Source organism: Polyangiaceae bacterium, assembly GCA_015075635.1.
GTDB lineage: Bacteria > Myxococcota_A > Polyangia > Polyangiales > Polyangiaceae > JADJKB01.
In genome coordinates this window covers 2676054-2703023 of record JABTUA010000002.1, presented here as the reverse complement: position 1 = coordinate 2703023, position 26970 = coordinate 2676054, and the positions used below count along the sequence as shown (strand labels likewise).

Annotated in this window: 18 protein-coding genes; 6 read left to right on the top strand and 12 right to left on the bottom strand. The window is 69.6% G+C overall.

What is annotated here, in order from left to right:
* The first annotated feature begins 9 nt into the window (after positions 1-9).
* From HS104_28285 to HS104_28270, 4 genes are all read left to right on the top strand, one after another.
* On the top strand, positions 10-3507 hold the full coding sequence (locus tag HS104_28285; GenBank protein ID MBE7483850.1) for a sigma 54-interacting transcriptional regulator: 3498 nt from the start codon (positions 10-12) through the stop codon (positions 3505-3507).
* The gene (locus tag HS104_28280) at positions 3504-3887 is read left to right on the top strand and encodes a hypothetical protein (GenBank protein MBE7483849.1); all 384 of its coding nucleotides are present in this window, start codon (positions 3504-3506) and stop codon (positions 3885-3887) included. Before HS104_28285 ends, HS104_28280 begins: the two co-directional genes overlap by 4 nt.
* A gap of 86 nt (positions 3888-3973) precedes the next feature.
* On the top strand, positions 3974-6109 hold the full coding sequence (locus tag HS104_28275) for a two-component system sensor protein (GenBank protein ID MBE7483848.1): 2136 nt from the start codon (positions 3974-3976) through the stop codon (positions 6107-6109).
* Between the two features lie 156 nt (positions 6110-6265).
* Positions 6266-7228 (top strand): DUF4388 domain-containing protein, encoded by a 963-nt coding sequence (locus tag HS104_28270; protein MBE7483847.1) that lies wholly within the window; start codon positions 6266-6268, stop codon positions 7226-7228.
* Positions 7229-7552: 324 nt separating this feature from the next.
* Here HS104_28270 and HS104_28265 read toward each other — a convergent pair whose 3' ends face one another.
* From HS104_28265 to HS104_28235, 7 genes are all read right to left on the bottom strand, one after another.
* Positions 7553-7849, bottom strand: coding sequence for a hypothetical protein (locus HS104_28265; GenBank protein MBE7483846.1), 297 nt, complete (start codon positions 7847-7849; stop codon positions 7553-7555).
* On the bottom strand, positions 7846-8076 hold the full coding sequence (locus HS104_28260; GenBank protein ID MBE7483845.1) for a hypothetical protein: 231 nt from the start codon (positions 8074-8076) through the stop codon (positions 7846-7848). The genes HS104_28265 and HS104_28260 overlap by 4 nt, the downstream gene beginning before the upstream one ends.
* Positions 8077-8217: 141 nt before the next feature.
* Positions 8218-12831 carry a hypothetical protein gene (locus tag HS104_28255; protein MBE7483844.1) on the bottom strand — a complete coding sequence of 1538 codons (4614 nt, stop codon included), beginning with the start codon at positions 12829-12831 and terminating at the stop codon, positions 8218-8220.
* A 271-nt stretch (positions 12832-13102) separates the two neighbouring features.
* Positions 13103-14350 carry a histidinol dehydrogenase gene (hisD, locus tag HS104_28250; GenBank protein ID MBE7483843.1) on the bottom strand — a complete coding sequence of 416 codons (1248 nt, stop codon included), beginning with the start codon at positions 14348-14350 and terminating at the stop codon, positions 13103-13105.
* A gap of 44 nt (positions 14351-14394) precedes the next feature.
* Positions 14395-14910 (bottom strand): SMI1/KNR4 family protein, encoded by a 516-nt coding sequence (locus HS104_28245; protein MBE7483842.1) that lies wholly within the window; start codon positions 14908-14910, stop codon positions 14395-14397.
* Positions 14911-15092: 182 nt separating this feature from the next.
* Complete coding sequence (locus HS104_28240; GenBank protein ID MBE7483841.1) at positions 15093-16139, bottom strand: hypothetical protein; 1047 nt, start codon at positions 16137-16139, stop codon at positions 15093-15095.
* Positions 16140-16146: 7 nt separating this feature from the next.
* Positions 16147-18825 (bottom strand): protein kinase, encoded by a 2679-nt coding sequence (locus tag HS104_28235; protein ID MBE7483840.1) that lies wholly within the window; start codon positions 18823-18825, stop codon positions 16147-16149.
* Positions 18826-19102: 277 nt separating this feature from the next.
* On the opposite strand from HS104_28235, the gene HS104_28230 reads away from it, so the two are divergent.
* Entirely contained in the window at positions 19103-20155 is a 1053-nt protein-coding gene (locus HS104_28230; protein MBE7483839.1) for a hypothetical protein, read from the top strand.
* A 326-nt stretch (positions 20156-20481) separates the two neighbouring features.
* Here HS104_28230 and HS104_28225 read toward each other — a convergent pair whose 3' ends face one another.
* Positions 20482-21639, bottom strand: a complete 1158-nt coding sequence (locus HS104_28225; protein ID MBE7483838.1) for a CoA transferase — start codon at positions 21637-21639, stop codon at positions 20482-20484.
* A gap of 4 nt (positions 21640-21643) precedes the next feature.
* Entirely contained in the window at positions 21644-23161 is a 1518-nt protein-coding gene (locus tag HS104_28220; protein MBE7483837.1) for an acetyl-CoA carboxylase biotin carboxylase subunit, read from the bottom strand.
* A 175-nt stretch (positions 23162-23336) separates the two neighbouring features.
* On the opposite strand from HS104_28220, the gene HS104_28215 reads away from it, so the two are divergent.
* Complete coding sequence (locus tag HS104_28215; protein ID MBE7483836.1) at positions 23337-24995, top strand: patatin-like phospholipase family protein; 1659 nt, start codon at positions 23337-23339, stop codon at positions 24993-24995.
* On the opposite strand, the gene cysK is transcribed toward HS104_28215, so the two are convergent.
* The 3 genes from cysK to HS104_28200 are packed head-to-tail and all read right to left on the bottom strand — an operon-like array spanning position 24956 to position 26934.
* Positions 24956-25885, bottom strand: a complete 930-nt coding sequence (gene cysK, locus HS104_28210; protein MBE7483835.1) for a cysteine synthase A — start codon at positions 25883-25885, stop codon at positions 24956-24958. The genes HS104_28215 and cysK overlap by 40 nt on opposite strands.
* Before the next feature lie 12 nt (positions 25886-25897).
* Positions 25898-26788, bottom strand: coding sequence for a sulfite exporter TauE/SafE family protein (locus HS104_28205; protein ID MBE7483834.1), 891 nt, complete (start codon positions 26786-26788; stop codon positions 25898-25900).
* Positions 26788-26934: a hypothetical protein gene (locus tag HS104_28200; protein MBE7483833.1), complete on the bottom strand. Its 147-nt coding sequence runs from the start codon at positions 26932-26934 to the stop codon at positions 26788-26790. The genes HS104_28205 and HS104_28200 overlap by 1 nt, the downstream gene beginning before the upstream one ends.
* Positions 26935-26970 lie beyond the last annotated feature (36 nt).

Genomic DNA, 26970 nt, shown 5'->3' with positions numbered 1-26970 from the left:
TCCTTCGTCTTGGCCTCCTTCGCGGAACGACTCGACGCGAGCCTGTCGGGGCAGCTCGCAGACACGACCGAGAGCGGTTTCGTCGCGCTCGACGCACGCGTGCGGCGCGCGGATGCGCGCGGAGTCCTGCGCGTGCGGGCGCCCGCCGGTCTGCTGGACGCGGTCTCGAGCCATGTCGAGCGGCGCTGCCGAGCGCTCGGACGCCGCGTGGTGGTCGCCGACGCGCGCGCGGAGAGCGCGTGGCGTGACGTGGCTGCGCGCTTCGGCGCGGGCGCGCTGCCGACGGAGTCGGAAGCCGCATCGGAAATGCTCGCGAGCGCCGCGTCCCGCGCGCGTGCCGTCGTGTTGGTGCCGGGCTCCGCGTTCGGCGCTTGGGACCAAGCAGTCCTGCACTCGCTGACCGAGCGCGAGGGAGAAGCGCTGTTCGTGCTCCTGCTGGCGGAGCATGCCGAGCTCCCGTCCACGCTCGAGCTGATCGAAGTCTCGGAAGAGCTGGACCCTGCGGCCCTCGGCTGCTGGTGGGATGCGGTTGCGACGGCGCACGCGGGGAAGCTCTCGGAGCTCGACGGCTGGCTCGGCGCTGCGTCTCGCTCCGAGCGGCGAGCGCCCGAGGCCGTGCTCGCCGAGCTGCCGGAGTCGAGCCGCGGCCTGTTCGAGCGCCTGACGCTCGCCGGCCGGGCCTGGCCGGCCGCCGCGTTGGAAGCACTCGGCGAGCCGGGAGACTTCCCGCGCCTCCTCAGCGCGGGCCTCGCCGAGCTGCGCGACGGCTTCGTTTCGGTGCGGCCGATGGCGCCGGAGGCGCCTTCTCCGGTCAATCTCGAGTGGGTTGCGCGCTCTCTGGCACAGGCGTTCCCGCAGGACGCTTGGGCGCTCGCGCGGAGCGCGGAGCTGTGGGGCTCGCTCGGCAAGCTCGCACCCTTGGAGCAGGCCATGCGCGCGGCGCTCGGCTTGGTCGATGACGGCGTGAGCCGTGCGGAGCTCTGGTCCCGCTTTGCGGCGGCCCTCGACGCCTGCCCCGCCGATGGCGTGGCGCTGGCACGTCTCGCCGGCGCCGAGCTGGCGCTCGATCTCGGCGATGCCGACGTCGGCCTCGAGTGGGCGCACCGCGCCGGCAGCGTCGAACCCCGTGCCCGGGCCGCGCTCGTGCTGGGTCGCGCGGCGCTGGCGCGTGGCGATCTGGTCTCCGCCCTCGCCGCGCTCGAGCGTGCTCGAGACTTGCTGGTCGCCGATGACGACGCCCGCGGCGGGGCCAGCGTGCAGATCGCGGAGGTGCGCTACGCGATGGGCGAGCTCGCGGAGGCGGCGAAGCTGGCGGGGTCCGTGCTCGCGTCGGCCCGCACGCCGTCCTTGCGCCTCGCGGCGCGCAACCTGCTGGGCAAGCTCTTGCTCGCCAACGGCGATTGGGCCGCGGCCGACGCGCACTTCGCGGCCGACGAGTGCGAGGCCATCGGGGCAGGCGACCTGACCGCGGAGCTTCGCGCCCGCGTGAACCGCGCCATCGCGCTCTTGTCCCGTGGTGCCTCCGAGCCTGCCCGAGCGATGCTCACGGCCGTGCTGCGAGACGCCGAGGCCCGCGGCGAGCGGCGCGCCGTCGGCTTCGCGCTGAGCAACCTCGCCGTCTTGGCCATCGAGCGCCACGACTACGGGCATGCCCTCGAGCTGCTCGAGCGCACCATCGGTGCTCACCGGCGCCTGGGTGACCGCCTGAACTTCGCCCGCGACGTCTCCAACCTGGTCGAGCTCAGGCTGCGACTGGGCCTGGTGGAGCAGGCCGAGCAGGCGCTGCGCTTCGGCCGCAACGCCCTGGGCCCCGGCGCACCGGGCTCCCGCGCGGCGGAGCTCGCGCTCGCCTCGGCGCAGGTGCACCTGTGTCGCGGGCGCACGCCAGAGGCGGAGCGCGAGGTGCGAGCTGCGCTCCGCTCGGCGTCGATGTCCAGCGACGGCGACAAGCTCGGCGAGTGTCACCGGCTGGCTGCCCGCATCGCCCTGGAGGACGGCGCCGTGCCGCGGGCGCAGGCCGAGCTCGAGCGCGCGCGGGCCTTGGCCAAGTCTCCCTTCGATCACGCCGAGATCGCGCTGCTCTCCGCGACCACGTCTCGGGCGCTCGGCAGCCCGGAGCGGGCCCTAGCGGACCACGCGGTCGCGATGACCCGCGAGGCCGGCGACGAAGAGCTGGCGCGGGAAGCCCACGTGCTGGCCGCGGAGATCGCGCTGGATCAGGGCGAGGCGTCCACGGCGCTCTCCCACGTGCTCTCGGCACGGTCACTCACCGACGACGTGGTGCGCAGCCTGAGCGGTCAGATTCGGAGCGCGTACTTGGCGCGGCCTCAGCTTCAGAAGCTCGCGCGTCTCGAGCGCATCACGCTCGAGAGCCCGGAGGCGGACGTCGAGCCAGTGTCGTTGCGTCCGGCGAGCGAGCCGCCGCGTACCTCGCGCGGCGCTACCGTGTACGTGGGACGGCACCCCAGCGTGCGCTCCTTGCTCGATTCGATCTCGAAGGTCGGCAGGACCGGCGCGACCGTGCTCGTGCACGGCGAGAGCGGCACGGGCAAGGAGCTCGTGTCGGAGCTGATTCACGCGCAGAGCGGCCGCGCTCAGGGGCCCTTGGTCAAGGTCAACTGCTCGGCGCTGGTCGAGACGCTGCTCTTGAGCGAGCTCTTCGGTCACGAGAAGGGCGCCTTCACCGGCGCCAGCTCCCGCCGCCGCGGGCGCTTCGAGCGGGCGAACGGCGGCACGCTCTTCCTGGACGAGATCGGCGACATCTCCCCGCGCACCCAGGTCGCTTTGTTGCGTGTGCTGGAGGAGCGGCGGATCGAGCGCGTCGGCGGTAGCGCGCCCATCGAGGTCGACGTCCGCATCGTGTGCGCGACCCACCGAGATCTCCGCGGCATGGTCGAACGCGGCGAGTTCCGCGAAGACCTCTACTACCGTCTCAGCGGCATCACTCTGGAGGTGCCCGCGCTGCGCGATCGCGCCTCGGATCTGCCGGTGCTCTGCGACGCGATCCTGGAGCGGATCGCGACCGAGCGCGCCGAGCCCCAGAAGCGCCTGAGCCGGGAGGCGCTGGAGCTTTTGGCGCGTCACCGCTGGCCGGGCAACGTGCGCGAGCTCGAGAACGCGCTCCGTGCGGTCTCGGTGCTGTCGGATGGCGAGCTCATCGAGGCGCACGACTTCATCGAGCACGTCGAGGCGCTGCGGAAGCTCTCCGCGGAGCCGGTCTCATCCCGGCGCGAGCCGAGCTCGGCGGCGCGTCACGTGGCCGTGGTGCCGGATGTCGCGGCCGGTGGGCCGGTCACCGACGTCGCCTATCGGGAGATCCGAATGGGCGCGGTGAGCCTCTCCGACTTGAAACGCAACATCGAGCGCGACTGCATCGAACGCGCGCTCGAAGATGCGGGCGGGAACATTACGCGAGCGGCGGCGCTTCTGGGCATGAAGCGACCGCGTCTCAGCCAGCTGGTGAAACAGTACGGCTTTCTGGTGAATGGGGCGGAGGATCCGTCATGAAACGGCAAACCTGGATCTTGGTAGCAGGGTTGGCTCTGGGCCTCGCGGGCTGCGCGGTCGGGACCGAAGAGCCCATCGACGAGGGCACGGGAGAGCAGGCGGCCGAGCTCGGCGCGGACACCGGTCCGGGCACGCAGGGCACGACCGGCGGCCCCGGCAGCCTGGGTCGCCCTGGGGACTTGGTGACGACCAGCTCTGGAGACCCCAGCGGTCCAACTCCGTACCCGTGGACTGAAAGCGACGACCCGAGCGGCGGCCCCACGCCGTATCCCTGGGACGACAACGCCGATCAGACCGACCACACCAAGGACAACACCCAGCCGAACGGTGGCTCCACCGCGGGCACCGGCACCAGCAAGACCACCAGCACGAACCACTGACCCCGCGCGGGGTGGCCGGGCGCGATTCGCGCTGACAGCGCGCGCGAAATGGGACCCCGCTCGGTGCGGGTGTACGCTTCCGGCGCGTGGATCTTCGTACCCGCACCTCCTTGTTCTGCGGCGCGCTGGCGCTCGCCATCGCGGTGTCGATCCTGCTCCGCGGCCGGAGGCGCCGTGCCCACGTGTTCTTCGCGGCCTTCGCCGCGGACATCGGCCTCTGGTACATCACCCAGTGGCTCTATCACTTCGTCCGCTCCGAGGTCTGGGTGCGCTTCACCGCGATCCTCGCGGTGCTCTTGCCCCAGTTCGCGGTGCACCTGTTCGAGGTCCTGGTGCCACGCCGCGACCAGCGCTCGACGCTGGTTCGCGTCTCCGGAGTGCTGATGGTCCCGATGATGGTGCTGGTGCTCTCTCCGGAGCACAAGCACGGGTTGGTGCGCGGAGCCGTGATGCTCTACGTGTTCGGCCTGATCGCGGCGGGGCTCTGGTCGCTGGCGCTGCGCGGCGAGCGTAGCCGCTCGCGCGCCACCCAACAGCGCGTCCGCTTCTTGGTCGTCGTCGGCGCGCTGGCGGCCGCCTTCACGCTGGCCGATTTCCTGTGGTTCGTCGGTGCGCCGCTCCCGCCGGTGGGCGCGGTGCTCAGCATCGTGTTCCTGTTCATCCTCTCGGAGTCGATGATCCGCGAGAGGCTCGTCGATCTCTACGACATCCTCGGGCGCCTCTTGGTGTCGACCGCGTTGGCCTTCACGCTGGCAGGGATCTTCTACGTCTTCGTGGTCTTGGTCGGCGGCTTCTCCACGATGTACCTGAACGCGATCCTCGCGGCGATCGTGATCCTGGTGCTCTTCGATCCGCTCCGGGACAAGGTCGAGCAGTACATCCACTTCGCCTTCTTTCGCGAGCGCGTCGATCTGGACCGGGCGGTGGCCAAGGCCAGACAACAGCTGGCGCACGTGCTCGAGCCCCGGGAGATGATGCAGGTGGCGTTGTCCGCGCTGGAGGCCTCGCGGCGCGCCACTGCCGCGGCCCTCTACCTTCGCGACCCGACCGGCCCCGATTTCGAGCTGGGGCAGGCCTTCGGCCCGCTGCCGCCCTCGCGCATCGACTCCGCGACCGCGCGCCCGCTCTTGGATCGGCTGGCCGCGAGCCCTTCGGTGAGCTTGGAGCTGATTCGGCACGACGTGCTCGAGCGACGCCGCAGCGGACAGGGGCCAGCGCTGGAGGCCGACGAGCGGCTGCTCGCCGCAGCCGAGGTGCTCGGTCCATACAAAACCGGGGTGTGCCTGGGCGTCCGCGGCGAGGGGCAGGCGCTGGTCGCCATCCTGCTCGTGGTCGACGACCGCGTCTCCGACGCCTTCAGTAGCGAGGACGTCGCCTTGCTCGAGACGCTCTGCGTGCAGATGGCGGTGGTGATCGAGAACTCCCAGCAGTACCGGCGCATGCAGGAGCGCGACCGTCTGGCGGCGCTGGGTCAGATGGCGGCCGGGTTGGCTCACGAGGTGAAGAACCCGCTCGGGGCGATCAAGGGCGCGGCCCAACTCCTGAACGAGCCCGAGGATGGCGCGAACGCCGATCCGCACGCACGCGAGTTCTTGGGCATCATCCTGGAGGAGGTCGACCGTCTCGACCGCGTCGTCGGTTCGGTGCTCGACTACGCGCGGCCGTCGAAGGGCAACCCCGGCGCGGTCGACGTGAACGCTGTCGTGCGCCGTACCTTGCAGGTGCTCTCGTCTGGGCAGAAGTCGGAGCAGGACGTAGCGACCGATCTCACAGAGGACCTGCCGCTGGTGCGGGCGGATGCGGAGCAGCTCCGGCAGGTGCTGATGAACCTCGTCCAGAACGCGCTCCAGGCCACCGCCGCGAAAGGGGGCGCGGTGAGCGTGTCCACACGCATGAGAGCCGGTGGCCACGGCAAGACCGACTCCGTCGAGATCGCGGTGCGCGACCACGGAACCGGCATCACGCCGCAGGTACTGAAGAGCCTCTTCGTCCCGTTCTTCACCACCAAGGAGAAGGGGACCGGCCTCGGCCTGGCGATCAGCCAGCGCCTGGTCGAGGAGTGGGGCGGACGTATCGAAGTGGTGTCTCAGGCTGGGTCGGGCTCGACCTTTTCCGTGGTCTTGCCCGCTGGAATCGAGCTCGTGCCGACGCCCCAGCCGAGCGCCGCGGCCGGGGGCGAAGGGCCCCCCGGCGCCGGTACCCCCGAGGCGGAGCCGGCCTGACCCGTTGGTTCGCCTGCCCTGGCGCAGCCAAAGCACCGCGACCTGTGCGGCTTGCTTGACCCTATCTTCACGCAGGCCCTATCTTTTTGTGGACCCTACGCTCATCGCGGGCCCGCCTCCCCGTCCGGGAGTCGTGTCCGAGGGCTACCAACCGTGATGGCCGACAGACTCGCGAATCCCCCCGCCGGCGGTCCCACCCGCCTCGCGCTGCGGTTCATTTCCGGCAAGTACCAGGGGGGCGAGTACCCGCTCGAGGAGGGCCGCCAGATCGTGATCGGCCGCTCCAGCGACCTCGACATGGTGCTGGTCGAGGAGATGGTGTCGCGCCGCCACGCTCAGATCAGCATGAACGGCGGCGTCATCAGCATCGAAGATCTGGGGTCCACCAACGGGACCTTCGTCAACGGCGAGAAGATCCAGCGCGCGACTCTGCGCGAGGGCGATCGCGTCCTGGTCGGGACGAGCATCCTCAAGGTCGTGTCCGTTCCGCTGGAGGACGTCCGGACCGAGGGCTCGGGGGCAGCGCGCAGGCCAGCCGCGACCATGCAGCAGCGCACGATGGTCGGTGAAGCCCCGCGCATGACGGGCAACATCGAGGAGATCCCGCTGCCGGATCTGCTCCAGCTGTTCGGCACGTCGAAGAAGAACGGCGTGCTGGTGATTCGCACGGAGACCCTCACCGGCCGCATCTACCTCAGTACGGGGCTGGTCGCCCACGCCATGATCGAGGGCATGCCTCAGTTGTCCGCCGCCAAGGCTGCATATCGCATGCTGGCCTGGCAGAGCGGCGTCTTCGAGCTGGAGCCGCCGGCTGCAGAGGAGCCTCCGAACCCTTGGAACACCAGCGTGCAGAGCCTGTTGATGGAGGGCTTCCGGCAGCAGGACGAGCTGAACCGGTTGCTGGACGATCTGCCACCGCTCGAGAATCGCCTGCAGCTGCGCACGCCGCTCGAAGCACCGTTGCACGAGCTCGAGCCCAGCCACCTCGACGTGCTCCAGCTCGCGCTGAACTCGTCGTCGATCGCCGCGCTCTTCGACCGCACCGCGGTGACCGACCTGGAAACCGCGGAGATCATCAAGGCGCTGATCAAGCGCGGGTACCTGTCCGCGGTGCCGTGAGCGCTCGCGCTCGCCATTGACCCGAACCGGCTGGCAGGCCGTCCAGCCGCACGTTGGGGCTGACGGCGGCGAGCACGGCTCTCGTCACCGAGGTTCTTCACTGATACGCGCCGCCCCAGCTCAAACGCGGGCGTTGGACGGACTCGGTCAGCGCTGGCCATGCTCACACCATCGAGACGGCACGGCAGAGACCAGACACGAGGTCCTCGCTCGGCGACGAAAACCCCTGACGCGAGTTTCAGCCTAGCTTCGCGCGCCGAGACGCGAGCGCGGCCGCGCTCGCGCGCGGGGACGCGTGTTTTCGGCGGCTAAGAAGGGCGCGCCCTAGAGCTTCGGCTCGCGGCCGCGCTGGCCGCCCCAGAAGCAGATGACCCGTACGGTGTTCGGGTCTGGCCGCATCACGTAGAGCTTCTTCTTCGTGCGGGGCAAGAGCACCCGGCGGATCTCTTTTCCGCGGCGCGTGCCCCAGGGCTCGCCCAAGATCGGCGACTTCTTCAGCTTGTCGAAGTACTCGCCGATCTCATCGCTGAGCAACGCGGGCGCGTCCTGGCGATGCTCCATCCACCACTTCAGGGCGCGTTCGATCTCGCGGTCGGCACGCGCAGCAAGCTCGAGCTTCAACGGTAGGCTCGCAACTTCGCTCGAATGGTCTCTTCGTCGACGATGCGCCCCGCCTCGAAGTCGTCAAGTCCTTCGTCAATCGCGGCTTCGAGCTCTGCGCGCTCCTCTTCGTCCATCTCATCATCGGAATGCGCCCGCACCAGGTACAACTCGGTGCCGTCCGGCAGGTCGGTGGGTTCATCGACGACGATGCGGCCGTTCACCACGTGCGCCTTCAGGGCGTTCATACGGCCAAAGGTAGCACCGGCCCGCGCGCCCGCCGAGGCCCGCACGGTTCAGGTGAAGCGCGCCCACAAAACACGAAGGCCCGGCGCTTTCGCACCGGGCCTCGCGTGCGGGTGACGGCTCACCCGTTCTGGTTCAGTCGATCACTCCCAGTCGATGCCGCCCATTCCGTAGAACGGACCGTATCCGACCAGGTTGCCGATCTGCACCGCGGCGTCCAGCGTGCCGACCCAGGCGCGGAGCTCGTTCAGCGCCGCCTCCGAGTAGCCCTGCTTGAACACCGGCTCGTTGTTGGCGTCGTAGGTCACGATCGGGCTGCCGAAGGCGTCCACGCCGCTGGTCTCGTAGACCTCCTTGAGCAGGGCGTTGCCTCGCGCGACCATGCGCGAGCCGATGCCCTTGTCCACCGTCTTGCCGTCGATGGTCTGCGGACCGTACTTCTTGGCGACGTAGGTGTAGCCGCTCTCCGGGTTGGTGAAGCGAATCTGCTGCGCATCGGCGATCTTGATCTCGCCGGTCATGCCGTCGACCCAGATGCGCATCTTGTTCGAGAGCTGGAGGTCGCCGTTCAGGCGGGCGAAGATGTGGGCGAACACCAGGGTACCGAGCGACTGCTTGTAGCCGACGTTCGGGAACACCAGCTTCGCGCCGGCCGGACGCTTCGGCGAAGCGCCGCCCAGATCGAAGGCGTGCACCACCGGGTTCGGCAAGCCGTTCCCGTCGATGTCGTCTCCCAGGTCGTCCACGTACGGCGCGATGGTCTCGTAGTCACCGGACAGCAGGCCGCCGAGGAGGCGGTCGATCTGATCCGGCATGTCGCTCCGGTAGTTGATGTTGACGTTACGACCGTCGAGGTAGTTCTCGCGCGAGATGGTCGAGAACACGCTGCGACCGTCGGTCAGCGCCCGGGCCGCTTCGGCCTTCTCCACGGTGAAGCCCGTGTGGTTGACCCACTCCTGGTAGTTCCAGGAGCCGCCGCCCTTGGACGTGCTGTCGAAGTTGGGGTCGATGAAGCGTCCGGTCGAGGCGTCGATCTCGAACTCGGCGGAGATCGAGCCGCCACCCTCCGGGTCGTACAGCGTCTCGATGCTGTCGATCGGCTTGACCGCCGGGCGATAGGCACCGATCTGCGGCTGCAAGAGCGCCAGAGCGATGTTGTTGAACATGTCGGTCTCGGCGATCACGTACGGACGCCACCAGTCATCCGAGCTGGCGATGGCCGCGAAGACCGAGCTGCCGAACGAGTTGAAGCGAGCGTTGGTGTTCGCCATGCTCCAGTGGAACGCGCGGAGGCGCTCGTAGAAGCCGTTGATCACGCGCGAGGGGAGCGTGCGGTAGTACCAGTCGCGGTTCTGACGGCGGAAGTACTGGAACGGGTAGCCGTACTTGAACTTCCGAATCGTCTCGGACACGACCTCGTAGATGTCCGCGCCCGCGTCGCTCGGGTTGGTGTGCACGTAGGAGTTCGAGCCCACGCCCCAGCGGTACGGCCAGCGGACCATGCCTCCGGCGGACTTCGAGCTCGGCTTGACGCGCCACTTGCTCATCGAGTCCTCGTCCGCGCTCATCCAAGACGGCTTGCTGTCGGGCAGACCGTCCTCGAAGTCGCTCCACGAGCCGTAGTCCTTCTGCGGGAAGGTGCAGACCTGCCCGTGAACGATGCGCCACTCGGCGTGCGCCTTCTCCTCGTTGGTGGCGGGCCGGCACATGCTCGGCTCGAACACCTTGAAGCGACGCGCCTGCTCCGTGTAGTGCATCGGCTGAAGGGTCTTGCCGCCGACGATCGCAGAGACGTCCGGGTTGTCCCAGTTCACGTAGTTCTGCTCGGTGAGCTGCGTCCAGTTGCGGAACGACCAGTCCTCCTGATCCGCTTGACCGTGGATGTCCCCGTCGAAGGTCTGGAGCACGCGGCCGTAGAGCAGGCCCATGGTGTGCAGATCGTAGGAGCCGAGACCCACCGTCTCGAAGAAGCGCTCGTTCTGGTACTCCATGGTGGAGGTGTGGCCGAAGTACGCGATGCCCGGGCGGGACTCGCCGGCCTGACCCATCTCGTCGTCCGTCTCCGGGTCGAGGTAGCGCGGACCCATGCAGCTGTCGCTGCCAGCCGACCAGGTGTCACCCGTGCGCGCCTTGCCCTCGCAGCTCTTGGTGGCGTTGCCCTCTTGGGTGCGGAGCTGCCAGTACTGCGGGAGGAAGTTCGCCGAGTCGAAGGACGAGGAGAACTGGTGGAGCATGCCCAGGGAGTGGCCGACCTCGTGCAGGGCGATGCCCTTGAAGGTCTCCTTCCAGAGCTGGTTGTAGATGAGCTCCGCCCGCTTCTTGCTCAGCATGCTCGGATCGGCGGAGCCGTACTCGGGGAAGTTCTGCTTGATCGCGTCGTCGTTGAACTTCGCCGCGAAGTACTTGGCGACGCCCTGGACGTCCAGGTTGCCGACGTTGCCGGCGAAGATGTCCGGGAAGCAGATGCCGCGCGACTGCATCTTGAGGTCGATGAGCTGGCGGATGCCGCCCATTCGGCCCTCGTCCATGCCGCGAAGCGGCGAGACGTACTCCATCACTTCCTTGATGGTGGTGCCGGGTCCCATGCCGGCGGCGTCCACCAGCCAGTTCTGGTCCACGAGCTGGGCTTCGAACTCCGTGCCGCGCACCTTCTCGGCGATGGCCTCGTACTGGAGAGCCGAGGTCGATGCCGGGCCGAGGCCCGCCACCGTCTTCGGAATCATCTTGACGGCCTGGCCGATCTTCTCCTTGACGGTAGCGCCGGGGAGCTCCTTCGGCGCGATCATCTCGGTGGCGTGCTTGGCGTCGATGGCGTCGATGCGGCTCTTGATCTGCTCGGGGCTCAGCGCCTGCGTGGGCTGGTAGCCGTTCTGCAGCCGGCGCTCGTACAGCGTGGCGGGCGTACCGTTGGTGATGTCCGTCATGCTGAGCTCACCGTTGGCCACCATGATGATGTCGCGCACCATCGCGGCGGCGTAGGTGGCCGAGCGGCCCATGGTCGTGGCGGCGGCGCCGATGATCATGCCGGTCGTCGGATCGGCGTTCCAGTTGGCGATGCCGCCCCAGGGAGCGCGGGAGGCGTAGGGCCAGTAGTACATGAAGTTGTGGCGGATATCGCCGACGCGGGCGCTGTAGCCGACCGGGCCGCAGACCTTGTGGTCATAGGCGCGGACCGGGTTGTGGCAGGCGACGAGCACGTCGTCTTCCATCGGCTTGACCTTGGGCAGACCCCAGCCGCCGAAGCCGACCATTTCGGTCTGACCCGGCTCGAAGTACTGCGCGAAGCAGCCGGCGCGGTCGCCGCTGCCGGTGCGGCGGCACTCGACCTCGCGGGCCTTGGCCACCGAGTGCGCCATCAGCTGGTTCCAGCTGTAGGTCAGGTCCTCCGAGGGGCCGCGGACCGGGTTGCCGGCGCCGTCGAGGACCCGGTTGCCGTTCGGATCGACCGGATCGGTGAGCTCGGCAGGAGTCTCCTTGTTCAGCCAGTACGCCATCGTCTTGATCTTGCGATCGCGGTACGGGAGGGTGCACCAGTTGCGGGCGCTGCACTGCGAGCCGCCGTTGCCGGCGTAGCCCGTGTTGGCGTTCGCGCACTGGTCGTCGGTGCCGTCGCTGTCGGAGTCGCCGCGGGCCTTGTAGTTACAGGCAACGGTGCAGGCGCGAGCCGAGGTCGGCTTGCCGGTCGCCGGATCGGGAACCGGGAGGCAAGCGCCGCCGCCGCACTGGTCGTCGGTCTGGCAGCTGCCGCGGAGCTGGTGGCTCTGGATCCAGATGTTGTGGACGTGCATGAACCGCTTCATGTGCTCGTCGGTGTACCCGTACTGTGGGTCCCAATCGACGCGCGGCGGCGTCACGATGCCGACCGAGAAGGCGTCACCGAGACCGCCGGGGTTGCCGACGATGTCCAGCTGCGCCTTGGTGTTCTCGAAGGGCTCGAAGTCGGCGGCGCTGGGCACCTTGTCCACGCGCCAGTAGGAGCTGCGGACCACGGCTTCCTGCGGGTCGCAGTTGTCGATGGCGGTGCCGGTGTAGAAGCCGATCAGGATACAGGCCGGGATCTGACCCTTGAGGTCGATGAACGGCGACTGCATCTGGTCCGGCGCCACGAAGAACTTGTTCGTGACGTCGAAGTAGCCTTCCTTCGGGTCGAAGTGCGGCGCGTCGGCGTGAGCCTTGTCGTTCACGTAGTAGGCGATCGGCGTGACCTTGAGGTCGCCGAACAGCTTCCCGCTGAACATGTCGCTCCACATGGGCGAGTCGACCATGTTGACCGACCAGTCCACGCGGAAGTACTCGCGCTCGTACCAGGGGCGGTCGCTCGAGTTCTCGTTGATGACGTTGAGCTCTTCGCCGGTCTGCGGGTTGTAGTCCCGCTTGATGTCGAAGTGGTTGGAGATGGCGTAGGCGGCGACCAGGGTGCCGTTCGCCGTGTTCGTGCCCTTGTTGTCCGCGCCGTCCGCGATGGGGTACGCCTTGCGGGCGAAGAGCATGTGCTCGGTGATCTCGAAGCGGATCTTGTCGACGCCGCCCCACGACCCGATGCCCACCATGCTCTGGGCTTCCGTCCCGTCGACGACGAAGTTTCGCCAATAGAACACGGGGTTGTCGTCGTGGTCCTTCAGGTTGCCGACGAAGAAAGACTTCGCCAGGGCGTCTGCCTGGACCCGGTTGATGGGCTCGCGCTCTTCAGCGCACCCCACGCTGCCCAACGCCAGCAGTGACAGCCCCTGCAGAAGCCGTCGTGTCCACCTATTCATGCCGCTCTCCTTCAAGGTTCGCTCGGGGAAGTTCGGGTTCGTTCACCGCCAGAGGGTCCCGTGCGCCGGGGCGCAGAGGGCACTCGAGCGGTCAATGAGCTCCGAGCCTCGGGGCCAGTAAGCAAGTCCCAAGCCAGTGCGTTTCCCCGCGAATATCGGGGGATTTGCACTGAGGACCGGCCCTGGCTGAAAGGCGGCGCACCCTAGCCGTTAGAGGTCTAACTCGCAACGGGACAGGGGCGGTCCCGCGACGGGCCGGAGCGGATCGGCCCTAACCCCGCGAAGTCTTGGAGGTTCGCACGGAGACCGCCCGGGCGTGGGCTTCCAGGCCCTCGGCCCGCGCCAAGGTCTCGATCCCAGGGGCGGCGGCGACCAGCGCCTCGGCGGAGTACTGGATGAGCGAGGTCCGGGCCACGAAGTCGTAGACGCCGAGGGGGGAGCCGTAGCGGGCGGCGCCGCCGGTGGGCAGCACGTGGGAGGGACCTGCGACGTAGTCTCCGGCGGCCTCCGGCGTCATGCCGCCGATGAACAGCGCGCCGGCGTGGCTCACGCGGGCCGCCACCTCGCGCGCGTCCTTCACGTGAAGGGCCACGTGCTCGGCCGCCAGGCGATTGGCGATGGCGATCAGGGCTTCCGCGTCGGGCGCCACCAGGGCCCAGCCGTTGGCCTCCACCGACGCCTCCGCGATCGCCCTGCGCGGGAGCTCGGCCAGCCGCACTGCCAGCGCCGCCTGGACCTTTGCAGCGAGCGCCGAGCAGGTGGTCAAGAGCAAGGGGTAGGCCGCCTCGTCGTGCTCCGCCTGCGAGAGCAAGTCTGCGGCGATCACGTCGGCGTCCGCGCTGTCGTCGGCGATGACCAGGATCTCGCTGGGGCCTGCGATGCTGTCGATGTCCACCTGTCCGAACACCAGGCGCTTCGCCGCGGCGACGTAGATGTTGCCGGGGCCCACGATCTTGTCCACGCGCGGCACCGTTTCGGTCCCGTGGGCGAGGGCCGCGATTGCCTGGGCGCCGCCGGCGTCGAGGATGGCATCGACACCGGCCAGGTGACAGGCCGCGCGGACCTCGAGGCTCGCGTCCGGCGTCGCCACGATGATCTCCCTCACGCCCGCGACGCGCGCGATCACCGCGCACATCAGCACGCTCGACGGGTAACGCGCCTTGCCACCGGGCGCGTACACGCCCACCCGCCCGAGCGGGCGCACGCGGGTGCCGAGGCGGACGCCGCCCTCCTCGTACTCGAAGCTCGCGGTTTGTGCGGCTTGGTGCTCGTGGAAGCGCCGGATGCGTGCCGCCGCCTCCGTGAGGGCCGCGGCGAGCGCGGGATCGAGGCTCGAGAGCGCCGCCTCCCCGCCGTAGTCGCCGAGGAGCAGCGCCTCTGGCTCGCGCCGCTCGAACTGGCGCACGTAGCGCCGCACGGCGGCGTCACCTTCGCGCTTCACCGCGGCGAGCACCTCGCGGACTGCGGGCTCGACTCGCTCGAGATCGGACTCTCCGCGCAGCTCGAGCTGCCGGAGCACCTGCTCGAGCTCGGCCCCGTCCTCGACGACGCGAAGGCGGACGCTCACGTCCAATGTCCGGCCTTGAGGGCGGCCGGATCGTATTCGCGCAAGCGCGGGCCGAGCGCGTCGCGGAACGTCTGCTCGTCGTCGGGATCCACGTCGTCTTCGGCGAAGCCCTGCGCGACTTCCATGCCTATGGCCAAAATGCGGACGAACAGCGCGAAGCTCGAGGCGCAGAGCCGCGGCTTCCAGTTGTCGGTGCCGCTCATCGCCGTGTACACGGGGCAGTCGCCCTCGGGGTCGGGGCTCGAGGTGTCGAGGAAATACGGGTCGCCCAGGAGCGCGCTGTGACCAACGATGACCCAGGCCGGACGCCAGCCCTGACTGGTCGGGCTCGAGATGGGGTTGCCTTCGTCGTCCAGGGCGAAGCCTGCCTGCTCCTTCTCGAGATCGTCCGCGCGAATCAGCCGCACTCGCTCGGACGGAGTGCGGGTCTCCAGGTCGAGCGGGTCGCACTCCGCCAGGAACTCCCGATAGCGGCGCGGCAGGCGCAGCTTGGTCTTGAGGCTCGCCACCAGCTCGGGCGAGGCCTTGCCGAAGCTCGCTCGCACCCCACGCCGCTTGAGCACGTCTTTGAGGGCTGAGATGGCCTCCGCCAGGTCGCTATCCACGGGGCTCTATCCTTCCACGGGGGACCCTTCCGTGCCTCGAAACGTCGTGAAAGTCCAGCCCTTCGGCGTGAAAAATCGCGCCTTTTGGCTCAGCGGGCCCCGGGGCGGCGCCGGTTCTTGCCGCCGCGGTGGAGCTCCGAGAGCGCCACGTAGTCGATGGGCTGGCACTCGACCGGGGCGCCCGGCTCGACCACCCGCTCGCCCAGCCGTTCCACCATGGCCTCGAGCTCCTTCAAGGTGGGCAGGCGGCCCTCCAGGTCCGCCAGGGCGCCGCGCAGCTCGTCCACCGGGCTCAGCTGCAGATGACCGCGCCGAACCAGCTCGAAGTAGCTGCGCGCCAAGGCGTCGGCGTCGAAGCGGTGCTGTTGAACGAGCTCCGAGGCGACGCGGAGCACGCCCTGGGCGGAGACGTGGCCGTCTGCCCAGAGCACGATGGCGGCTTGCAGGTAATTGTAGAACGGGACGACGCGCGGCCCGTACTCGCGGAAGCGGCTAGGGGGCGTCTGCCGATCGAGGTGGATCAGGATCCGGCCGACCACCGGCGCGGGCTCGATCCGGCGCTGCGAGGAGAGCGCCAGCTCCGCTTGGTCCGAATAGACCCGGCCCTTGTCGAGCACGCGACCGAGGAGTTTGTCGTCGACGACACCGGCGCAAACGTCGGCGTAGAGCGAGTAGACGAAGGCGTCGGCCTCGGCGTCGTCGCCGACCAGAACCTCTGCCAGCGCACCCGGGCTCGCGGCACCCCATTGATCCCGCGCCCGGGCCGCGAGCAAGTTGGGAAGCTTGTACCCCAGCTGGTCGCGCATCGCTCGAAAGCGCAGGCGCAGCGCGTTGCTGAGGTTCGGCTTGAGGGTGAGCTCGTCGTAGCGGACCCGATCGATGGCCAGCTTCTCCTCCAACCGGCCCCGCATCTGACGCGGGCTACCGCTCAGGATGTGGACGCGCGCGCCGGAACGCTTGAGCTCGCGCAGCAGAGCCGCGGCGCCGGGCACCGAGCGCTTGCGGTCCGGGCGCTCGACGGCCGTGCGGATCAGGTCGCGGACGGTGTCGAACTCGGTGCGCAGGTAGGTCTTGTCGAGATCCCAGCGCGCGACCAGCTTGGTCTCGGGGATCGACGACTCCTGGTTCGGAGGCATGCGCGCGCTAGTTGGCCCAGGCCTTGCGGGCGTCGCTGAAGCTGCTCACCAGATCGTACGCGCCCGACTGGCGCGCCGTCTCGATGGCCTGCTCGATGTACACGACCGCCTCCGAGTCTCGATGCCGGCCGTGGGCGACGTGAGCCAGGCTGCCGAGCACGCGCGCGCGGTCCGCGCCGCTCGGGCCGGCGATGTCCAGCGCCTCGCGCAAGATGCCCTCGGCATCCGCGAAGTTGCCGGCCCGGGTCAGCGCGGCTCCCAGCTTGCGTGCGAAGATCAACACGGCGCGCAACGGATCGTCGAGCTCGCCTCGCGCGACGTCGCGCCGCGCAATCTCGAGGCCGCGACGCAGCGCCTCGATCTCGGTGTTGAGGTCACCGCGGGCAGTCGCGCGGTCGGCGACCTGCTCCAGGAGCAGGAGAGCTTGGAACGAGTCCTGGGCCTCGTAGGCGTGGAGCGCCTGCGCCTCGATCGGGGCCGCGTGCTGTTCGCACACGCGCAGCGCCTTGGCGTGGAGCTCGCGCCGCACCGCAGCCGGGATACCCGTCAACACCAGCTCGCGGAGCAGCGGATGCGACGTGGACCAGAACGCGCCCACCTGCTCGACCATCCCGGCGGTCTTCAGCTGATCCAGCGACGACTCGACGGGGTGGTTCTTGGGCACCAGGGCGGAGAGCATCGTGAGCTCCACGCGGTCGCCGAGCACGGACAGCGCCTGCAGGGTGCGTCGCGCTGCGGGGTCCAGCGTGTCCACGCGCAGGCCCACCAGGTCGCCGAGGCGCCGGGGCGGATCGCTCCCGCCATCCAGGTGGAAGCGCAAGAGCTGCTCCACGTACATGGGCAGGATGCCTCGGCCGGCCTCGTCTTCGGCCGCCTGCAGGTGCTCCGTCGGAACGGAAGAGAGCACGCGAGACAGCGCCGGAGGCGGCAACCCCGAGAGCACGCGCGCGGCGTGGCTGGCGCCCCAGCCGGACTCGAAGCCGGGTGCGTGCGTGCACAGCATCAGCACGCGGGCGTCGGGCGGCTCGCCCAGCGCGTCGGCGAAGGCGGCACGGCTCGGGCCGTCGATGCGATGCAGCTCGTCGATGGCCAGGATCACGCGTTTGGGCGTGGCATTGGAGGCTCCGACCAGCGCCCAGCGCAGCGCTTCCGCGGCCGCGTAGCGCCGCTCCGCGGCCGAGCGTTTGTCGTCGCGCCTTCCCCTCTCCCCGTCGAACACCTCGTCGATGCCGCGCCGTGCCTCCGGGCTCGCGTCCTCCGCGAGCGCGCGGATGGCGCTCTCTTCGAGCCCGGTGAGCCCGCGGATGGCTTCCTTGAGCGACGAGTTCGCAGCTTCGCACCAGTAGGGGTCGGGGCCGACCACGACCACGCGATCGCCGTCCGCCTGCGCCCGGGCCGCGAACTCCTTGAGGAGACGCGTCTTGCCCGCGCCGGCTTCGCCCACGATGCGCGCGCCGACCACGCCGCTCACCACCTGTTTGCGCCGATCCTCCAGCCAGGCCAGGTCCTCGTCCCGCGCCAGCAGCATCAGCGGCAGCTGGGCCTGGGTCAGGGCCTCCGGGCGCGACTTGACGGGCAGGCGCTCGCCGCACTCCCCACAGAACTTCGTGGCCGCCACCGTCGTCTTGCACGCTGGACACTCGACGCTGGTGCTGGTGATGGTGCCGAGCGCGCTGGGTACGGCGGTGGACGCCACGGCCGAGACCGGGCCGGAAGGAACGCCCTCGAAGGCGCGCAGCGCCGCAGCGAGCGCGTCCGAGAACTCGACGGCGTCCTGGTAGCGGCGGTCCGCCTCCTTCGCCATCGCCTTCTGGACCACCTCCACCAGCGGGTCGGGGATGTTGCGCTCCGGCGCGACCTGGCGCGGGTCGGGTGCCGGGATCGTGAGGTGCATCATCACGATCTGCGTCGGGCTGTCGGCGTCGAAGGGCAGGCGGCCCGTGAGCAGCTGGAACAGCACCACACCGAGCCCGTAGAGGTCGCTGCGTCCGTCGAGCTGGTCGCCGCGCCCTTGTTCGGGCGACATGTAGTCCGGCGTTCCGCACACGATGCCGGGGTTGGTCACGCTGCGGCCTTGGGCGTCGCCCTTGAGCTTGGCGAGGCCGAAGTCCACCACCTTCACGAAGTCGCCGCCGCGGCGCAGCGGCTCCAGAATGATGTTCTCCGGCTTGAGATCGCGGTGGACGATCCCGAGCTCGTGGGCTTCCGCGAGCGCCGCCAGCACTTGGCGCATCACGTCCACGATGCGGTTGAACGGGAGCGGTCCCTCCTCCCAGGCGACGGTCGCGAGGTCCTTGCCTCGCAAGAACTCCATCACCAGGTACGGCTGGGCGTCTTCGGTGCGGCCGAAGTCGTAGACCGACACGGAGTTCGGGTGATTGAGCTGGGACGCCGCGCGCGCCTCCGTCATGAAGCGCAGCGCCGCGTTCTCGTCCGCCAAGAGGTGGGGGTGGATGACCTTCACCGCGACGGTGCGCCCAAGCACGCTCTGCTCGGCGCGATACACGCGGCCCATCCCGCCGACGCTGATCAGGTCCAGGATGTGGTAGCCGCCCGGCAGCGTCCTGCCGATCATCTTGTCTTCGCTGGTGTGGCTGACGTTGCCGACGGGGAAGCCGCAGGTCGGACAGTACTGATGGCTCGGCTGGCAGGCCGTGCCGCACTGGGGGCAGGCGCGGGTCGGCATGGTGGCCACCATCAGCTCGCTCCCCCGCCCCCCGTGGGACGGGACGGGCTCCGCCCGCGGGGGGGGCCCAATTCGTCGTCGGCACGGGTGTTGCGGATCATCCGAGGCCCCCGCACAAGACCCGCAGTATTGCGCAGCCCCGGGTTTTGGAGAAGCCCTGGTCGCAGCGATTTTCGGGCGGTCGCCACGCCACGGGAGGGGGGTAGGGGGCCCGGGTGGCGGCCGAAAACCCCGAGAAATTCAGCCCGGGGATGCCCCGCTGCTAGAATCGGCCGCGATGACCGCCCCGCGCGTCCGACTCGGAGAGCTGCTGGTAGAGGCTCAGATCATCACTCGGGAGCAGCTCGAGGAGACCCTGGCCTTGCAGAAGAAGGACGGCCGGCGCCTGGGGACGCTGCTCGTTTCGACGGGCCTGGTGACCGAGACGCAGGTGACTCAGATCCTGAGCCAGCAGCTCAGCGTGCCCTGGGTGTCCCTCTACCACATCGACTTCTCGCGGCAGCTCTTGAACCTGGTGCCGCGCGAAGTGGCCGAGCGCCACTCGCTCGTGCCGATCTTCGTCCGCCGCGTTCGGGGCAGCGGCGAGACCTTGTACCTGGCGATGGACAACCCGGAGGACGAAGCGGCGCGGGAGGAGGTCGCTCGCTACTCGGGCCTGCCGGTACGCGCGATGATCGCGCCCCTTTCGGACATCCGCGGCGCCATTCAGGCCTACTACGGCGGCGGAGCGGTGGAGGGGACCGCGGATGAGCCGGCCACTCGGCGCTTCACACCAGCGGACGGCGCTCCCAAGGGCCCTCCCGCTGAGCCCACGCCAGACACCAAGACGCCCGCTTCCGGCACCGCGGCGCCGGCGTCCGTGCGTCCGAGCCAACCCGTGCCGGCCCGGGCTTCGGAGCGCCCGCCTGCACGTCCGGCCTCGGTCCGCCCCGCTGCTGCGCGCGCGGCGACTTCGGCGAAGGTCGAGTCCTTCCCGCCAGACTCCGGGCCTCAGATCTCCGCGCGCGACATCAGCTTGCCGCCGCCGCGGGCCGGGCACGGCAAGATGGTCGCCGTCACCCTGCTCGACGGGACGACGATCAACCTGCCGGCGCGGCGCAGCCGGCGCGCGATCGCCGCAGACGAGCCCCCCGCCACCGACGACCACGGCGATCACCTGACTGCGCGCGACCTGGTAGCGGCGCTGCGCGCTGTCTCTCACGGCGCCGATGCCAGCGAGATCTTGGGCGACCACGCCTGGGAGAAGATGTTCGCCGCGCTCCTCTCCGTGCTCCTGCGCAAGCACTTGATAGCGGACTGGGAGTTCGTCGAGGAGTTCAAGAAGATCTGACACCGCTCTCGCCGTTGGGCATGAGCTCGCGATTGGTCTACGGGGAACCCGCGCGTCGGAGGACTTGCGCCGCGAACCCCACGGCGCCACGAGCGCCACGGAAGCAGAAGAAGAAGACTTTGGTGTCAGACCTGGGAGCGCTTCGCCCGCCGCGATGCTCCGGTCCCTCCGAGCGCTGATCCCTGCACGTCATCCGACCCGGTCGGGACTTCCAGGTCGGAGAGTCCAACAGCTCCGCAAGACAACAACCGTGGCGTCGTGGCGTCCGTGAGCTTTTCTTCTGCTGCCCAGACGCAGGGCAGGGCGAAACACGAGGCTGAGCCAGTTCAGCGGATCGTGCCTTCGGCGCGGAGCTCGGCGATCTCTGCGGCGGAGAGGCCCGCTTCGCCGAAGATGGCGTCCGTGTGCTCGCCCTGGCTCGGCGCCGGCGTCGGCGCGAGGTCCTTCGGCGTGACCGGCGTGCGGTAGTAGCGCACGGTCTCGTTGCCGGCCTTGCCTTCGAAGAACAGGCCGCGCGCCGCGATCTGCGCGTCGGTCAGGAGCTCCTCCGGGCGCAGGGCGGGCTCGAGGCAGGTGTCGTGCTCGGCGTTGAAGGCCTCCCACTCGGCGCGGGTCTTTGCGCCAATGACCTCGGCGAAGCGCCGCTTCAGCTCGGTCTGGTGCGGACCGGGCAGGAGCACCCCCATGTCCGTCTCGATGCCGTTCATTGCGCAGAACTTCATCAGGAACTTCGGCTCGAGGGCGCCCAGTGACATCGTCTCTCCGTCGCTGGTGAGGTAGGTGTCGTAGGGAGCGATGCCGCCGGTCAAGAGCTCGTCGCCGCGCACCGGCTGCTCTCCACCGAGCAGCTTGGCGAGCGTGATGGTCGCGAACGGCACGACCGAGTCGAGCATCGCGATGTCGAGGATCGCTCCCTTGCCGCTCTGCTCGCGCTCGCGTAGGGCCGCCAGGATGGCGATCACGCTCCACAGGCCGCCGCTCACGTCGGCGAGCTGGAACGGCGGGATGGTCGGCTTTTGCGCTGCCGGTCCGCCGAGGCCCAAGAGGCCGGCTCGGGCCAGGTAGTTCAGATCGTGCCCCGCTCGGTCCTTGAGCGGCCCGTTCTGGCCGTAGCCAGTCAGGGCACAGACCACCAGCCTGGGCGCGAGCTCGAGCAGGCGCTCGTGCCCGAGGCCCAGCCGGGCGAGCACGCCTGGGCGGAACTGCTCGAAGACCACGTCGTAGTGCGGCAAGAGTCGCTCGAACACGGCCCGCCCGCGGGCGCTCTTCAGGTCGAGCACGGCGCTGCGCTTGCCGCGGTTCAAGGCGTGGAACGCGGCGCCTGCCGGGCCGACCATCGGCGGCGCGTGGCGCGTGTAGTCGCCGAGGCCCGGGTCTTCGATCTTGTCCACGCGCGCGCCGAGGTCGGCGAGCACCAACGTGGCGAAAGGTCCCGGCAGAAGCCGGGTCAGGTCGAGGATGCGGATGCCGGAGAGCGCCGCCATCGATTCACCTCCGCCCCAGCCGCGAGCGTTGCGCGGCGACCCACGGCGAGAGCGAGCTCTTGGCGCCACCCGCCCCGTTGACGTGACCGAGCAGGTTCGGCGGACGCTTCTCTCGGAAAGCCGCCAGGGCGACCGCAGCGGCGTACAGCTGCTTGTCGCTCGGGGGGATGAGCGTGCCGCCGAGCAGGGCCGTCTTGTTGCGATCGATGTAGCCGGTGTCGTAACGCCCGGCGATGAACTCCGGCTGCTCGAACAGGCGCTCGTGAAAGGGCAGGTTGGTGCGGATGCCGGCGACCACGTACTCGGCGAGCGCGCGGCGCATGCGCCCAAGGGCTTGCTCGCGGTTCGGCGCCCAGACGCAGAGCTTCGAGATCAGCGGATCGTAGCTGGAGCTGATGGTGCAGCCCTCGTACGCGCCGCTGTCGTCGCGCACGCCCGGACCAGCCGGCACGCGCAGCTCGCTGATCGTACCGGGGCTCGGCAGAAACCCGATGCTCGGGTCCTCCGCGTACACGCGGCACTCGATGGCGGCGCCGCGCCGCACCACCGCCTCTTGGTCGTAGCCGAGCTTCTCCCCGGCGGCGATGCGCACCATCTCCCGTACCAGATCCGTGCCGGTACAGAGCTCGGTGATCGGGTGCTCCACCTGCAGGCGCGTGTTCACCTCCAGGAAGTAGAACGAGCGGTCCTCCGCCAGCAGGAACTCGAACGTGCCGGCGGAGTAGTAGCCGACCGCCTTCGCGCCTCTGACCGCTACCTCGCCCATCTCGCGGGCCGTCGCGTCGTCCAGGGCCGGGCTCGGCGTCTCTTCGACCACCTTCTGGTGGCGGCGTTGGATCGAGCAGTCGCGCTCGAATAGGTGGACGACGTTGCCGTGCCGGTCCCCGAGCACCTGGATCTCGACGTGGCGCGGCCGCACGATGGCCTTCTCCATGTAGACCACGTCGTTGCCGAAGGCCTTCTTGGCCTCGCTCTTGGCGCGCTCGAGCGCCGAGGCGAGCTCCGCTTCGTTCGCCACCAGGCGCATGCCCTTGCCTCCGCCGCCGGCGGTGGCCTTGAGCATCACCGGGTAGCCGATGCGAGCTGCGCTCTGCCTGGCTTCCTCCAGCGTGTCGGCGGGACCACCCGGGACGATGGGGACGCCGGCGGCGCTCATCTTCTCGCGCGCCGCGGTCTTCGAGCCCAGGTCGCGCATGGCGCTCGCCGGCGGACCGATGAACACGATGCCGGTGTCCTCGCACGCCTCGGGCAGCGCCGGGTTCTCGCTGAGGAAGCCGTAGCCGGGGATGAGCGCGTCGCAGCCCGCCCGCTTGGCGACGTCCATCAGCTTGTCGATGCACAGGTAGCTCTCGGCGGCGGGAGCCGGCCCGATCTCCCAGGCCTCTCCCGCGACCCGCACGTGCAACGCGTCCTTGTCCACCTCGGAGTAGACGGCCACGGGCACGATGCCCATCTCCTTCAGCGTGCGGGCGATGCGAACGGCGATCTCTCCGCGGTTCGCGATCAGCACTTTCTTGAACATGGCGGCGCGTCCATAGCATGGAACCGCGCGGAGGCGGTTCGTGCTGCTGACTGGCGCCGGGGAAGCGCCGTCGGGTTCTCTGGCCCTGGCAAGACTGCCCAACTCGTGGATCGGCCGCGCCGGCGAAAAGCTTTCGTCTACCGGAGCAATCCCGGTGGAGCCACAATGCCCCCAAGTGTCGAAGCGCGTCCTCTACTTCTCCGCGGCGGGGCGTCCACCCGCGACGTGCCTCGAGCGCCTGTCCGGCCAGGCGCGCGTGCTGTCGCTGGACCCGCCGCTGCTCGAGCACGCGGGCACCGAGCTCGAGCTCTCGGTCGAGACCAGCGCGGAGGGAGTCGAGCGAGGTCTCGGTGGCGCGTACTTCCACCTGCTCTTGCTCGATCTACGCGCGGACACGCAGGAGGACCGTGAAGCCTGTGCCGCGCGCACCCAGTTCTTGCTGAGCCGGCTCGACCGCCCCGCCGACGTCGAGCTTCGCTACGGCTTCCACCGCATCTTGGCGCTGGTCAAGGGCGACGACGAGCGCTCGGATCGTCTCCTGACCGAGCTCGGGGCGCGCGGCGTCGGTCACGTGCTCAGGGAGCGCGGTGACGAGGCCGGATTTCCCCGGCGCGTGCTCGACGCGATGGTCGAGCTCACCGCGCGTCGCCGCGTCGGCAAGACGGCGCTGGCGGCGTCGGGCGGCGGCATCACCGGGATCTACTTCGAGCTCGGCGCGCTGAAGTGCCTGGAAGACTGCATCTCGCCGGGCGTCGCCGGGCTCGACATGTACTTCGGCATCAGCGCCGGCGCGGTGGTCACCGGCATCCTGAGCGCAGGTTACTCGGTGGACGAGCTGATGGCGGCCATCGCTTCCCATCCCGGCGGGCGCATCCCGCCCCTCGACCTCCAGCTCTTTCGCTTGAGCCACCTGAACTGGCGGGACATGACGGAGCGCCTGTCGGCCGCCACCGACATCTTCTGGCACGCCGCCTACGAGCTGGCCTGGCACCGCACGCTGCCCAGCTTCAACGACCTGGTGCTCGACTACACGTCGCTGGTGGGACCGCCGTTTCGCTCCGACCGATTCGAGCGGGTGCTGCGCGAGATCCTGTCGCGCGCCCCGGCGGAGAACGACTTTCGCCGCCTGAAGAAGCCGCTCTACATCGGCGCCTCGGACCAGGACGCACGGCGCCACGTGGTCTTCGGCTCGGAGGGCAGAGACGCCGTTCCCATCAGCGTGGCGGTCCAGGGCTCGGTCAGCGTGAACCCGGCGTTCGCCGCGGTGGAGATCGAGGACCGCTACTACGAAGACGGCGCCGTCACCCGCACCAGCAACTTCGTCGAGGCCATCGAGCGCGGCGCCGACCTGGTGTTCATCATCGATCCGTTCGTGCCCTACGTGTCGCAGGTGGTGGGTACCGCGCACCGGCGCGGTGTGCTCTACAACATCGACCAGGACATCCGCTCGCTGTCGTACACCCGCTTCGAGCACGCGCGGGAGTGGGTGCTGCGCAAACACCCGCACGTGAGCACCTACACCTTCTTGCCCTCGAACCGCGTGCGGCGCCTGCTCACGATGAACCCGATGGACCATCGGCCGTACCTGGCGATCTGGCGTGGCGCGTACCTCTCGACCTTCGAGCGCGTCAAGCGCCTGACGCACCGCCTGCGCGGCGATCTGGAGGTGCACGGCATGGGGCTCGACCTCGGGCGCGCCGGCGAGATCGCCGAGCGGCTCGAGCGGGTAGTCGAGCCGAGCTTCGCAGACTTCTTCCCCGGCGGGCGGGTGGAGCTGGCGCTGCCGGAGCTGCCTCAGCCCGCGATCGCTTCGAACAGGGGCGTGGAGACGTAGCGCTCTCCCGTGTCGGGCAGGACCACCACGAAGTGCCTGCCAAAGAGCTCGGGTCGCGCGGCGAGGCGGAACACCGCGGCCATGGCGGCGCCGGCGCTGAAGCCGGAGAGCACACCGTCGCTGCGGGCCAGGCGCCGCGCGGCGTCGAGGGAGTCCTGCTCGCTCACGGCGACGACCTCGTCGAGCACGTTGCGATCGAGCACCTTGGGCACGAAGCCGGCGCCGATGCCCTGGATGTGATGACCCGCGGGAGCGCGTCCGGACAGCACCGCCGCGCCGCTGGGCTCGACGCCCACGATCCGCACGCCCGAGCTCCGCGCCTTGAGCACCCTGCCGACCCCGCTGATGGTCCCGCCGGTGCCGATGCCGGCGACGAACACGTCCACGCGGCCCGCGGTGTCTCGCCAGATCTCCTCGGCCGTGGTCTCGGCGTGGACCCGCGGGTTCGCCGGGTTCTCGAACTGACGGAGCAGCACCGAGCCCGGCGTCGTCGTGCCGAGCTGCTCCGCCTGCTCGACCGCGTGCTTCATCAGCGTGCCCGGCGTCAGCACGATCTCGGCGCCGTAGGCGCGCAAGAGCTGGACGCGCTCGCGGCTCATCGCCTCGGGCATGGTCAGGATCAGGCGGTAGCCGCGCTGGGCGGCGATCATCGCCAAGGCGATGCCGGTGTTGCCGCTAGTCGGCTCGATCAGCGTGGCGCCGGGCCGGAGCCTGCCGCTCGCTTCGGCGTCGTCCACCATGGCGCGGGCGATGCGGTCCTTGACGCTGCCGGCGGGGTTCACGCCTTCGAGCTTGGCTTGGATGGAGACACCGAGCTCCCGGGACAGCCGCGGTAGCGTCACGAGCGGGGTGTCGCCGATCACGTCCGCGATGCTGGCGAATGCGGGCAAGGTCCGGCGAGCCTACACGATGCGCCGAACCAGCGCCCAGAGCAGCGCCGCCGTGGTGACCAAGATCAACGCCGCGAGGCCGCGTCGCAGCACGCTCGGCGGCAGGCGATTCGTGGTCAACGCGCCGAGCTGCGCGCTGATGCTCGCTCCGGCCAGCAAGGTGAGCGAGAGCGGCAGGTTGACGTGGCCGAGCGCGGCGTGGGCCAGGGTGCCGCTCACGGACGTCACGAGGAGCACCAGGATACCGGTGCCGGCGGCCTGCTTGATCGGGAAGCCGAAGCCGTAGAGCAGGACCGGCATCAGGGCGATGCCGCCGCCCAGGCCGAGCAGGCCGCTCAGATAGCCGAGCGCGAGGCCGAGGTAGGCGATGACCGGCGCCGAGACTCGCGTGAGCGGAACCCGCGGCAGGTCCACGTAGGGCGGCAGCGCGGCGCGGGCGAAGGGACCGCGGCGCACGTAGGAGAGCGCTTCGACCGTGCCCTGCGAGCGACGCATGAGGCTCGCCGCCGAGCCGAGCAGGAACACGATGTAGGCGGCGTAGAGCACCAGCGTCGCCATGGGCAGGCTGCCACCGAGCAGGCTGACGTCTCCCTGCGCCTCCAGGAAGGCGACGGTCCTCGCCCCCGCCGACACGCCGAGCAGCGAGCCTCCGAGCATCAGCCAGTCGAAGCGCGGCTCGCCTTGCCCGAGCTTCTGGTGCTTGAGGTAGGCGACGGTTGCGGTGCCGACCATCTGGCACAGGCCGCTACCGATGGCGATGGGCAGCGGGATCCCCAGCACCACCGACAAGAGCGGCGTCAAGATGAAGCCGCCGCCGATGCCGAACAGGCCGGCCACGAAGCCCACGACCACGCCGAGCGCGATCAGCGCGAGCAGGCTCACCTCTTGGCCGGCGACCAGCATCAGATCGAGTAGTCGATGGGTGGGGGAGCGTCCCGCCTCGCGTTCTTCTTGCGCCGCCGCTCGAGCGCGCCGAACGCGAAGTACATCAGCACTCCCCAGACGGCGGGCAGCACCACGCATGCTGCGACGTAGAGCCAGTTGGGCATGTCGGGCGGCCGAGGATACCAGTCCCGGCGAACCGC

Excerpts from the sequence above, each read along its gene's own strand:
- HS104_28240 (MBE7483841.1), bottom strand. The coding sequence starts at position 16,139 with ATGCCTCCGAACCAGGAGTCGTCGATCCCCGAGACCAAGCTGGTCGCG.
- HS104_28205 (MBE7483834.1), bottom strand. The coding sequence starts at position 26,788 with ATGCTGGTCGCCGGCCAAGAGGTGAGCCTGCTCGCGCTGATCGCGCTC.
- HS104_28255 (MBE7483844.1), bottom strand. The coding sequence starts at position 12,831 with ATGAATAGGTGGACACGACGGCTTCTGCAGGGGCTGTCACTGCTGGCG.
- HS104_28280 (MBE7483849.1), top strand. The coding sequence starts at position 3,504 with ATGAAACGGCAAACCTGGATCTTGGTAGCAGGGTTGGCTCTGGGCCTC.
- HS104_28260 (MBE7483845.1), bottom strand. The coding sequence starts at position 8,076 with ATGAACGCCCTGAAGGCGCACGTGGTGAACGGCCGCATCGTCGTCGAT.
- HS104_28235 (MBE7483840.1), bottom strand. The coding sequence starts at position 18,825 with ATGCCGACCCGCGCCTGCCCCCAGTGCGGCACGGCCTGCCAGCCGAGC.
- HS104_28220 (MBE7483837.1), bottom strand. The coding sequence starts at position 23,161 with ATGTTCAAGAAAGTGCTGATCGCGAACCGCGGAGAGATCGCCGTTCGC.
- HS104_28200 (MBE7483833.1), bottom strand. The coding sequence starts at position 26,934 with ATGCCCAACTGGCTCTACGTCGCAGCATGCGTGGTGCTGCCCGCCGTC.
- HS104_28225 (MBE7483838.1), bottom strand. The coding sequence starts at position 21,639 with ATGGCGGCGCTCTCCGGCATCCGCATCCTCGACCTGACCCGGCTTCTG.
- HS104_28230 (MBE7483839.1), top strand. The coding sequence starts at position 19,103 with ATGACCGCCCCGCGCGTCCGACTCGGAGAGCTGCTGGTAGAGGCTCAG.
- HS104_28270 (MBE7483847.1), top strand. The coding sequence starts at position 6,266 with ATGGCCGACAGACTCGCGAATCCCCCCGCCGGCGGTCCCACCCGCCTC.